At 37.5% G+C, this 13,042-nt stretch carries 3 protein-coding genes; all 3 read left to right on the forward strand.

Annotated elements, in window-relative coordinates; genetic code table 11:
• The first annotated feature begins 789 nt into the window (after window positions 1-789).
• From OLM54_RS03280 to OLM54_RS03290, 3 genes are read left to right on the forward strand one after another with little or no spacing between them, the layout of a single operon-like run.
• A complete protein-coding gene (locus OLM54_RS03280; protein WP_264537174.1) occupies window positions 790-10,017 on the forward strand; it encodes a gliding motility-associated C-terminal domain-containing protein in 9,228 nt (3,075 codons plus the stop codon).
• A 46-nt stretch (window positions 10,018-10,063) separates the two neighbouring features.
• The gene (locus OLM54_RS03285; RefSeq protein WP_264537175.1) at window positions 10,064-10,996 is read left to right on the forward strand and encodes a type IX secretion system membrane protein PorP/SprF; all 933 of its coding nucleotides are present in this window, start codon (window positions 10,064-10,066) and stop codon (window positions 10,994-10,996) included.
• Between the two features lie 12 nt (window positions 10,997-11,008).
• Entirely contained in the window at window positions 11,009-12,946 is a 1,938-nt protein-coding gene (locus tag OLM54_RS03290; RefSeq protein WP_264537176.1) for an OmpA family protein, read from the forward strand.
• Window positions 12,947-13,042 lie beyond the last annotated feature (96 nt).

Raw genomic sequence — 13,042 nt, forward strand, 5'->3', positions numbered from 1 at the left:
TTTGTACTTTTTTGTAAAAGACACCAATAACATAATTAAGTTGTTTTATCAAATAATAGTAATTACTGTTTTTGATGTCTGATTAAAGTGAAGATTTTAATAATAACTTAATTCATGGCTTATGGAATTGACATTTACTCTCTTTATCAAGTTTGCATTAAGTATTCTTATTATTTTGGCTTTATATCTTATTATTTTGGAAAAAATCAAATTTCTTCCAAAAGTTAATTTTAATTCAAACGCAAATTTGTCCTATAATTTTAAACATATTATCCACTTTTTATTTCCAAACCCCAGTCGCGGATTTGTTAATAAGGAGCGTTGTTGCGTTTAATCTTTAAATTTATTTGCTTTTGCAGAAAAAATCATGATTCAATTTTAGAATCTTAATTCTAATAAACAAAGTTATAGATCGTCTAATCAGCTTTCTATGATATTGAATCATACATTATAATTGTTAATACAAATCCCCCCGTATTATCTAACTAAAATTTTCTTTTATGAAAATTGGTATTAGTACAAATCACTCCATTTGGAAGTATGATTCAGATCACTATTTCCTAAAATTTTTGAGACATCTTTTATTCGAAGGGATAAAAAATGCGCTTTGGTATATTTAAATATACACAATACAACATGATTTTTTTTAAGAAATCTAATTTAGAGTCTTAGGTAGAGGATTTTAAATTTCGGGTTTAACTAATTGATTATTAACGTTTTTTATAATTGCTAAGCATACGTGCTTATTGCAACAGGTATTTTATTGTCCATTTTCTAATCTTCCAAATTATGAAAAAATTCTTTACTTTTTGTGATCTCCTCTTTCAGAAGAGATTTTTTGGATTAGTTTTTTTATTACTTATTGGTAATAATGTAATTGCACAAACTTTTTGCAGACCAGTATCAAACACGAACAGTGTTTCTGGTATATGCGTTGGTTCGAGTGTAACTAATCCTACCGCAGCCTACAATAATGACGCAGGCTTAACGACATTTACAACTCTGAGCACAGTCGTCGGAGTTTTGTGTTCTGCTCAGGAGACTTTGGTTCTCAACCAAACTGCCAGGGCAGGCGATCAGATTGTTTTGTATATAGGTAATGGCGCGGGTTTACTTAACCTGTCCTTATTATCTTCAGGTACAATTCAGCCTAAATTAAACGGTGCAAATTCAGGAACAGCTTTGGCAATAAACAATCCACTCCTAAATCTGGCAATTTTACCGGGAAACACTATTGGCGTATTACGATATACGCTGACTGCTGACACAAATCAGGTTCAAATTCAGCTAGGCGGTCTTGTAAGTGTGCTAACTGATTTAAGGGTTTATGATGTTCGTTTAGAATTTGCTCCGCCAACAGTTTCCGGTGGTTTAAATCAAACGATTTGTTCGGGAACTGCAACTACGCTAACTGCAACTCCGGCTGCAGGAACTACTGTAGCATGGTATAGTTCGCCAACTTCTACAACGCCTTTGGTAACTGCAAATTCGTATACTACGCCAACTTTAACTGCTAATACAACTTATTATATAGGTGTTACCAGAGCGGCTGGTTGTGAAGGAAATGAAAGAGTGCCCGTTGTTATTAATGTATCAAATCCTGTTGCCCCTGCGATTAGCACAACCGGCACGGCAATTTGTTCGACCGGTGCAACGCAACAAACTACATTATCAGTAATTAATCCTATTCCGGGAACTACTTATAATTGGTATAATGTAGCTGTAGGAGGTGTGGCATTATCTTCAGGAACTTCTTATTCTCCAACAGTTCCACTAGGAACTACCAGTTTTTATGTAGAAGCTGCAATAGGTAGCTGTTTGAGTCCTGCAAGAACTCAGGTCGATGTAATTTCGAATGCTGTTCCTGCTGTTCCAACAGTTTTAACGCAAAGTGTTACTATTCAATCAGGACAAAATGCTATTTTAAATGCTGCAACTTCTCAAGCGGGAGTTACCTTAAATTGGTATGATGTTGCAACTGGCGGAACTGCACTTGCTTTAAACACCACAACATATACAACTCCGGTTTTAACGGCTACAAAAACTTTTTATGTAGAGGCTCAAAGCGCCGTAGGAAACTGTGTAAGCGCAACAAGAGTTCCGGTAACAGTAACTGTAATTCCATCAGCTTTAGGCGGTTGTTTAGAAGCCGGAAGTCAGCAAACACTTCAAAATGGTTTGTGTTTATTATGCAGCAGCACGAATCCGAATAATTCTGTTGACGGAAATCCTGCTACTTTCGCAAGGCTTACAGTTCCGGTTGGTTTAATAAACGGATGGGTTCAGCAAACTTTACAATTCAATAATCCGGGTAAAGCTGGCGATATTGTCGATGTAGATTTAGAATTACCGGGCGGTCTTGCCGATGTTCAATTATTAGGTGCTATTAGTTTGGCAACTTATAACGGAGCAACTTATAATAATGATCGAGTTTTAATTAATAACCCGCTGATAACTTTACAATTACTATCCGGTAATCGTTTTAGAGCGAGTGTAGTGGCAGGTGCTAATTTTGATCGTGTTGAAATTCGGTTAGGAGGTTTAGCAACTCTTTTAACAAGCGTAGATATTTATCAGGCAACGTATAGATATAAAGTACCAACTATTACAGGTGATACAACAATTTGCAGCGGACAAACCACTACTTTGGTTGCCAATATTGCGGTTGGTGAAACTATTAATTGGTATAACGTGGCTACTGGCGGTGCACCGCTTGTTAATACGGCATCTTATACAACTCCGGCATTAACGACTCCAACTACTTATTATATAGAAATAGCCAGAAATGGTTGTGTTAATAGTGTGCGTTTTCCGGTATCAATATTAATTGATAATCCTGTGGCTCCGGTTATCTCGACAGCCGGAACAGTAATTTGTAGCGGTCAAACCACGACATTAAATGTAGATACGCCAATTGTAGGTTCTGTATATACTTGGTATGATGCAGCTTCGGGCGGAAATTTATTATTTACAGGAAATTCTTTTGTTACACCAAATTTAACGGCAAATACAACTTATTATGTTGAAGCGGGAATTGGAAGCTGTACAAGTGCAGCACGTACTGCGGTAACGGTAACAGTTAATCCATTGCCTGTGGCTCCGGTTGCGGCATCATCAAATGTGGTAATACAATCCGGGCAAAGTGTTGTTTTGCAAGTATCAAGTCCGGATTCTAATGTTACATTCGATTGGTATACTGTACTAACAGGCGGGGCGGCAGTTGCAACGGCTACAACTACGTACACAACTCCGGTATTAACGGCAAATCAAACGTATTATGTTACGGCAAGAAATACAACAACCGGCTGTACAAGTAGTGCAAGAACCGCAATTAATGTAATAATAAGCAATACAATAAGTTCTTGTTTGCAGGTAAATGCTCAGGCAACTTCTAAAGGAGGACTTACAGGATGTTTATTATGCGGATCTTCAAATGAAGGAAATTCTATAGACGCCAATCCTGCAACAGCGGCAAATCTTACAGTTATTGCTGGTTTAGTAAATGATTACATACAGCAAATGCTGACATTTTCTACTCCGGGACATGCAGGTGATATTATAGATGTTGAATTAGGAATACCTGCCGGAATTGTAAATGTAACGGCTCTTTCTTATATTAGTTTAAGAAGCTATAATGGTTTAACTCCAAATGGTGATCAGACAAATATCGGAGCTTTGGTTGATATTCAGCTATTATCATCTACCCGTTTAAAAGCTAGTTTTGTAGCAGCTGGACCTTTTACGGCTGTCGAAGTTAGATTAGGAGGCGTGGCTACTGTAGCAACAAGTTTAGATATTTATGGAGCTTCATACCGATTTAATAATGCTACAGTTACAGGTACTGCGTCACCAATTTGTAACGGACAGCAAGCTACTTTATTAGCAAGCTCAACTATTCCTGGTGAAACATTTAGCTGGTATAATGCTGCAAGCGCCGGAACTCAGGTTTCGCCATCGGCATCGTATACTACACCAAATTTAACAGCAACAACAACTTATTATTTAGAAGCAACCCGTGGCGGAACTTGTATCAACAGTGTTCGTCAGCCGGTAACTGTTACTGTTGCTCCATTTGCAACAGCTGCAGATGTAACAATACCAAGTCCGCAGGAAGCTACTTGTGCGGGCGGAGTTGTATTATCTCCAACATCACCTTTAGCTGGAGCTCAATTTAGATATTATACAGATCAAAATAAAACACAGGAAATCATTACAGGATCTACTGTTGCAGCGCAGCCGGGCGTAACTTTTGCTAAAGATGCAACAACGGGCGCATTAACCATTAGTGGTCTTAGCGCCGCGGGAGCGCCTTACAATTATTATGTTTCTGTTGTAAATAGTGCTACTTGCGAAAATGATATCAACACATTAAAACAAGTAACGGTTACTTTTCCAACAGTTACGCCTTTAGTAGTAATTGGTACGCCTTTAACAGGTTGTGGAACTGTAAATTTAGCAAATGCTATTACAGGTTTTGATACAACAGGAAATACAACTTATACGTTTTATGATCCATCAAATAATATTTTGCCTGCAAATGCTGCGGCAAATGTAAATACGAGTGGCGTTTACTCAATTCAGGCTCAGGGTAACGGTGTTACATGTCCATCTGTTATACTACCAGTAACAGTTACGATTAACCCGTTGCCAAGTTTGACTGTACCGCCTTCGATTTCAGTAAATGTAGGTTCTACGGTAGCTTTAAATGCAACTTCAAACGGAACATTAGCATGGTTTGATCCGCAAGGAAACGCTTTAACCGGACCTCCGTTTACAACAGGTGTTTTAAATACGCCGGGAGTATATACGTACACAGTAGTTGCCACGAGCGCTCTTAATTGTACAGTAACCGGAACTGTTTCTGTCAATGTTATAAATCCAAATACGTGTCAATCATTGACAGAAAGAGTTTATGCAAATGCACAGACTTCAGGTTCAATTATACTAGGAGGTGTAACAAACGGAGGAAATGCTGTTGATGGAAATCCGCAGACATTTTCAACAATTACTACAGGTTTAGGACTTTTAGGAGTTGGTACTACATGGCAAACTTTAAGCTGGCCTGCAAATATTGCAAAAGGTACTCCGGTAACTATTAAATTAGGATCTGAGTATAGTGCAGTTGCGGTAGGGCAAAATCTATCAGTAGTTGGAACTTTAAACGGAGTTGATATTGGACCTTTACAATCTGTTTCAGGATCATTATTAAATTTATTATCCGGTGATAATAGTTTCGAATATACTTTTGTTCCGGCAGATGGTACAGGACCACAAGCGTATAACGGAGTTAGAATTCAGTCTGCATCTTTATTAAGTGTTGCTCAAAACACAAAAGTATTTGATGCGTATTATAACATATCGGTTCCAACCGTAACATGTACACCGGGAGATATTCAGGATGTTTATTATGGCGCTACAGATTTAGGTCTTCCAATAGGAGCATTAACGGCTACAGTTGGTGTTGCTGATTCATGGAATGTTGCCGATAATGATATTACAACTTTTGCCACAATGTATAGTGGAGTTGGGGCTTTGGCTGCAGCCGATTTAACAGTTGCATTTAAAACACCGGCTATTGCAAGTGATACATTACGAATAGTGGTTTCAAAACCGGGTGTTTTATTAGATGTAAATTTATTGACAGGATTTACCATTCAGCGTTATTTAGGTAATGTTGCAGTTGGTGCACCTATTCAAAATACAAGTACATTTTTAAGTTTAAGATTACTACCGGGAAATACAATGTCTATGGTACTTGTATCTTCTCAACCGGAACCTTACGATCGCGTTAGAATTCGTTTTGGAGGAGTTGCCGGAGTTTTACAATTTCTAAGAGTTCACACGGTTGAACGTGTAGGAAATACTAAAGTTATAGGCGGCGATATTAATAATAAAGTCACGGTTTGTCCGGGAACACCTGTGACATTGCAGATTCCGGCAGATGCCTGTTCAACTTATACCTGGTACGATTCACCAACAGGAGGTTCAGTTGTGGCAACTGGCGTAACGTATACAGTTCCAAGTACATTAGCGGCAGGAATTTATAAATACTACGTACAGCCTGTTCGTTATGGTTGTGAAACTTTTGCCAGAGGAGAAGTAACAGTTGAGGTTAGTGGTTCAACTCCAGAAAATGCTTTAACAGATATTACGTTAAACGGAGCTGCAACAACTTCAATTTGTTCTCCAACAGGAACAGTAACTTTAGCAACTACAGTAAGCGGAACAGTGCCTTTAACAAACCCAATTTACTACTGGTATAGTTTTGACGGAACAACAAGTCAGTTAATTCCGGGAGAAACCACACCGCAATTAGTTGTAACTGGTTTGGTTCCGGGAACATATACGTATTATGTTGGAGTTAGCTCAGATGAATTTTGTCAAACTGCAGAAGCAGACAGAAAACATATCACATTTACAATATTGCCTCCATCAAATGAAACTGATATTTCAGTAGATGATATAACAGTTTGTCATGATGTAGCTGCGGTATTAACGCCAACAGTAAGCATATTAACAAATCCGGTATTTACCTGGTATTTGGATAATGCTAAAACACAGCCAATTGCAAACGGAGCTGTAATAAATGGAGCAACTTATACCATTAGTGCAGCCGGAGTTTTAACAATAACCGGTTTAACACATGCGGTAAGCCCAATTACGTATTATGTTGGAGTTTCAAGTAATACTACTTGCGAAAATATCGCAGGAACACTTCAGGCTGTAACCGTGATTATAAACGATCCGCTTACGCCAACTACAACAGACGATACACAAGACTTTTGTTTGGTAAATGCGCCAACGGTAGCTAATATTCAGGTAAACGAACCAAATGTAGTTTGGTATAGTACAGCAACAGGCGGAACAGCAATTCCGTTAACAACTGCTTTAGTAAGTGGTGTTTATTATGGAGCTGCTTTAGATTTGGCTACAAGCTGCGAAAGTTCAGTTCGTTTAGCAGTAACAATTTCTATTAATGATCCGGGCACGCCAACTACAACAGATAATACACAAGATTTCTGTTTGGTAAATGTGCCAACAGTTGCAAATATTCAGGTAAACGAAGCAAATGTAGTTTGGTACAGTACTTCAATCGGAGGAATTGCAATTGCACCAACAACGGCTTTAACAAACAGCATTTATTACGGAGCCATTTTAGACCCTGTAACAAATTGTGAAAGCGCAACACGATTACAAGTAACCATTACAGTTACTGATCCGTTGACACCAACAACTATAGACAACACACAAGACTTTTGTTTAGTTAGCGCACTAACAGTTGCCAACATTCAGGTAAATGAGCCAAATGTGGTTTGGTATACAACAGCAACAGGCGGAACAGCACTTGCACCAACAACAGCTTTAACAAACGGCATTTATTACGGAGCAATTTTAGATTCTGTAACAGGTTGTGAAAGTTCAGTTCGATTGGCAGTAACCATTTCTGTAACTGATCCAGGCACGCCAACTACAACAGATAACACACAAGATTTCTGTTTAGTTAGTGCGCCAACAGTTGCTAATATTCAGGTAAACGAACCAAATGTAATTTGGTACAGCACTTTAACCGGAGGAACAGCAATTGCGCCAACAACGGCATTAACAAGCGGTATTTACTACGGAGCCATTTTAGATCCGATAACAAATTGTGAAAGCGCAATACGATTAGCAGTAACAATTTCTGTAAACGATCCGGGAACTCCAACAACTACAGATAACACACAAGATTTCTGTTTGGTAAATGTGCCAACAGTGGCTAATATTCAGGTTAATGAACCAAATGTAATTTGGTACAGTACTTTAACCGGAGGAATTGCAATAGCACCAACAACAGCTTTAACAAACGGAATTTATTACGGAGCCATTTTAGATCCGGTTTCCGGTTGTGAAAGCGCAACACGATTAGCAGTAACCATTACAGTTACCGATCCGTTGACACCAACAACAGCAGATAGCACACAAGATTTCTGTTTAGTTAGTGCACCAACAGTTGCCAATATTCAGGTAAACGAGCCAAATGTGGTTTGGTATACAACAGCAACAGGCGGAACAGCTCTTGCACCAACAACAGCTTTAGCAAACGGAATTTATTACGGAGCAATTTTAGATCCTGTAACAGGTTGCCAAAGTTCAGTTCGATTGGCAGTAACTATTTCTGTAACCGATCCGGGCACGCCAACAACTACAGATAATACACAGAATTTCTGTTTAATAAATGCATCAACAGTTGCTAATATTCAGGTAAACGAACCAAATGTTGTTTGGTATACAACAGCAACCGGAGGAACTGCTCTTGCACCAACAACAGTTTTACTAAACGGAATTTATTATGGAGCAATTTTAGACCCTGTAACAAATTGTGAAAGTGCTATAAGATTAGCAGTAACAATTACAGTTACAGATCCTGGTACGCCAACTACAACAGATAACACACAAGATTTCTGTATTTCTAATGCGCCAACGGTTGCTAATATTCAGGTAAACCAGCCAAATGTAGTTTGGTATAGCACACCAACAGGCGGAGCTGCAATACCTGCAACAACCGCTTTAACAAACGGAATTTATTACGGAGCCATTTTAGATCCGATTTCAGGTTGTGAAAGCACTGTAAGATTGCTGGTGACAGTAACGATAAATAATCCTACTGCAACGCCAACGACGTTAGATAATACACAAGATTTTTGTTCGATAAATGCGCCAACAGTTGCTAATATTCAGGTAAACGAAGCAAATGTAGTTTGGTACAGCACCGCAACAGGCGGAACTGCAATACCGGCAACAACAGCTTTAGCAACAGGAATATACTACGGAGCTATTTCAAGTGCAATAGGATGCGAAAATCCAGTACGATTAATGGTTACAGTAACGGTAAATACACCAGAAGTGGTAATTACAACAGATACAACGCAGGAATTCTGTTTATCAGCAGCACCAACAATTGCTAATATTCAGGTAAATCAGGCAAATGTAATATGGTTTAGTACAGCAACAGGCGGAACACCATTGGCAGCAAATACGCCACTTACTGCAACAACGTATTATGCAACAACCCTTAGCAATACAACAAATGGCTGTGGTAATGCAACACGTTTAGCAATAGCGGTTAGCTTTATAAATGATGCCTTGTTTCCTATAAATGCAAGTGATAATACGCCTTGTGTATTCCAGGGAATAACATATTCAGTTGCAAATGGAAAAGGAAACTATGTTTGGTCAATCACAAGCGGAACAGGAACTATAACAGCCGGTGGCGGAACTGCTGACGGATCTGCAACGATCCCTTGGGAAGATGTTGGCTCAGGTACAGTTTCAGTTACCTACACCAATACATGTGATGAAACCACTACAAAAACATTAAATGTAACAGTAGCAACATGTTCAGATCTTACCATAACCAATACAGTTAGTAATCCTACTCCTAATTTTGGCGATGAAATCATCTTTACAGTAACAGTAAACAATGTTGGCGAAGGAATTATCAAAAACATAATTGTTAGTGATTTAATTCCAAGCGGATACGAATTAGTATCAACTTCAACAACAACCGGAGTATATGATCCTTTAACAGGGCTTTGGACAATTCCAACCCTAAATGCGGGAGAAAGTGAAACACTCGAAATCAGAGTTACTGTAATGCCAAGCGGCGAATACACAAATGTAGCAGCGATCGAAATTTCAACTCCATTAGATGTTGATCCTACAAACAATACGGCTTCAGCTTTTGTAGAACCAATTTGTTTAACTGTTTATAATGAATTTACACCAAACAGTGACGGAGCAAATGATCTTTTCAGAATTGATTGTATCGAATCCTATCCAAACAACGAATTAAAAGTATATAACAGATATGGTTCATTAGTGTACAGTAAAAAAGGTTATGAAAACGATTGGGACGGAACAGCAAATGTATCCGGAGTTATAAATAGAGGAGATATGTTGCCTACAGGTACTTATTTTTATGTGATAGACATGGGAGACGGAAAGGTTAAAAAAGGATGGTTATCTATAATGAGATAAGCACCATTATTAATCCTCTAATTAATTAAACTAAATAAGTATCGTTATGAAACTATATATAAAATCATTAGAAATATATTTAATCTTAATATGTTCTATTATAACATTTAGTGCGCGTGCACAACAAGATCCGGAGTACACACAATATATGTACAACACAATGGCGGTAAACCCTGCTTATGCAGGGTCTACCGGATCATTAGAAGCAACACTTTTGTACCGTTCACAATGGATAGGAATTGATGGAGCACCAGAAACACAATCGTTCTCCATTCACGGACCGCTTGCCAACGAAAATATCGGTTTGGGATTAAGTGTCGTTAACGACAAAATAGGTCCATCTGATGAACTGTATCTTGACGGAAATTTTGCCTATTCAATACCTCTTGGATATGAAAAAAGATTAGCCTTTGGTTTAAAAGCCGGAATGCGAATGCTGAACATTGATTGGTCAAAAGGAAGATATTACAATAATAATGACGTTTTGTTAAATCAGAATATTGACAATCAGATGAAGTTAGCCGTTGGGGCAGGGATATATTATTATACAGATAAGTGGTATTTAGGAGTTTCAATTCCTAGTTTTATAGAAAACAGCTATTATGATGATGTACAGGAATCTATAGATTACGATCGACTACATTATTATTTAATGGGAGGGTATGTTTTTGATTTGAATCCGAATTTAAAATTCAAGCCGGCATTTCTTGTAAAAGCAGTAAGCGGAGCACCGCTTACAGCAGATGTTTCGGCGAATTTTATGATTGCAGAAAAATTTGTAATTGGTGGAGCTTACAGAACAGATGATTCTGTAAGCATACTGGCAGGTTTTCAAATCTCCAGAAGTTTTTACATCGGATATGCTTTTGATTACACTGTGAGCGACTTAAACAAATACAACGACGGCTCGCACGAAATCATATTGCGTTATCAATTTAACAAAGGCGAAAACAAAATTAAATCCCCTCGATTCTTCTAAAAAATAAACCTTATGAAAAAACTATATATCCTTAGTTTGGTATTGAGCTTCACGGTTTGTTTTGCTCAGACCACTAACCTAAAAAAGGCCGATGCACTGTTTAAAAACTATGCTTATACCGATGCTTCAAAAGCATACGAAGAAATTTTGGCGAATATCAAAAGTCCTTCGACACAAACTTTAAAAAATGCTGCCGACTCGTATTATTTTATTTCCGATTCAAGAAATGCATTAAAATGGTACAGAAAGTTATACGAAGCACAAGGAAATAATTTAACTGATATTTACTATTTGCGTTATATCCAATCGATGAAAGCCGTAATGGATTACGAAGAAGCAAATCGTGTAACCAAAGAATATCTGGATAAAAAAGGCGATAAAAACGAGATCAATAGATATCTGGTTCAAAAATTTCAATTGGATAGTCTCTCTAAATCAAAATCGCTTTATGAAATCAAAAATCTTGCTATAAATTCGACGAAATCTGATTTTGGAACAGCTTTTTTTCAGGATAAAATTGTTTTTACCTCGGCAAGAGATACAACAAAGTTTAGTGAAAAATTATACACCTGGAACAATCAGCCTTTTCTGAATTTATATGTTGCAGAACGAAATCCGGCTGATGCAAGTTTGTTTAACGAAACGATATTTCTGCCAAACGTAATGTCAAAATATCATGAAGCAACAGCCACTTTTGATGCCAGCGGAAAAACAATTTATTATACCACCAACATTGTTAAAAAGAACAAACTGGTTGTAGACGAAAGTAAAATCAATAATTTTCAAATTATAAAAGGAACTTTAGACGGAAATAAACTAGAGAATCCTCAAAAAGTGTTTTTTGACAATGATGATTATTCGGTAGGACATCCTTCTTTAAGCGAGGACGGAAAATGGCTTTTCTTTGCATCAGATATGCCGGGCGGAATTGGTGAAAGTGATTTGTATGTAGTGAAAATTGCTGATGACGGAACAATGAGTTCTCCTCAGAATCTGGGACCAAAAATTAATACAATTGGTAACGACGTATTTCCGTATTTCAGCAAAGGAATGCTTTATTTTTCTTCTGATGGACATTACGGATTAGGAGATCTTGATATTTATGAAAGCAAATTTTTCTCTGACGGAAGTTTCTCAGACCCAAAAAACTTAGGCACTCCCATTAACAGTAATAAAGACGACTTTGCCTATATCATTGACAAAACAGCTCATGCGGGTTATATATCTTCAAACAGAGAAGGAGGAAAAGGCGATGACGATATTTATTCCTTCACAAAAGGAGATCCGGTTTGTAACCAGACAATCTCAGGAATGGCAATAGACCGAAAAACAAAATTGCCACTTACAGATGTTGCCATTATGGGATATAACTCTTTTAATGATATTCTTGGTGAAACAAAAACCAATTACGAAGGTAAATATGCCTTAGTGGTTCCGTGTGGAAAAACAGTTAAAATGATCGCAGCAAAACCAAATTACAGCAGCGATGAAAAAACGGTAGAAACCACTTTAGAAAACGAAGGCGAAATTCCGAATATCAATTTTGAACTCAGCAATTATGATGATTTGGTTGTGAAGAAAAAAGGAGTGGAGAAAGTAGATGTCAACCCAATTTATTTTGATTACGATAAATATGATATCACGCCAAAAGCCGTAGAAGAATTAGCCAAAGTAGTTTTCGTAATGCAAAAATTCCCAAACATTCGTATCAAAATTGAGTCACATACAGATTCAAGAGGAAAAGATGCTTACAACCTGAAACTTTCTGACAACAGAGCAAAATCAACCCGTGATTATCTTATTTCGCAAAATATAGATGCTTCACGAATAGAGAGCGCTATTGGTTATGGCGAAAGCCGCTTAATAAATAAATGTAAAAATGGAGTAAAATGTACAGATGCGGAACATGTTTTAAACAGACGTTCTGATTTTATTATCATTCAAAAATAAACAAGATTATATTGAATGTAATGCAAAAAAAAACACACATAGAAACATAGTCCCGAAGCGTCGGGATGAACTCAAAAAAGACATTTCATTTGCATT

Origin of the sequence: Flavobacterium sp. N1736, assembly GCF_025947065.1 — a bacterium.
Taxonomy (GTDB): Bacteria; Bacteroidota; Bacteroidia; order Flavobacteriales; family Flavobacteriaceae; genus Flavobacterium.

Coding starts and splice junctions, on each gene's coding strand:
- OLM54_RS03280 (WP_264537174.1), top strand. CDS start 790: ATGAAAAAATTCTTTACTTTTTGTGATCTCCTCTTTCAGAAGAGATTT.
- OLM54_RS03290 (WP_264537176.1), top strand. CDS start 11,009: ATGAAAAAACTATATATCCTTAGTTTGGTATTGAGCTTCACGGTTTGT.
- OLM54_RS03285 (WP_264537175.1), top strand. CDS start 10,064: ATGAAACTATATATAAAATCATTAGAAATATATTTAATCTTAATATGT.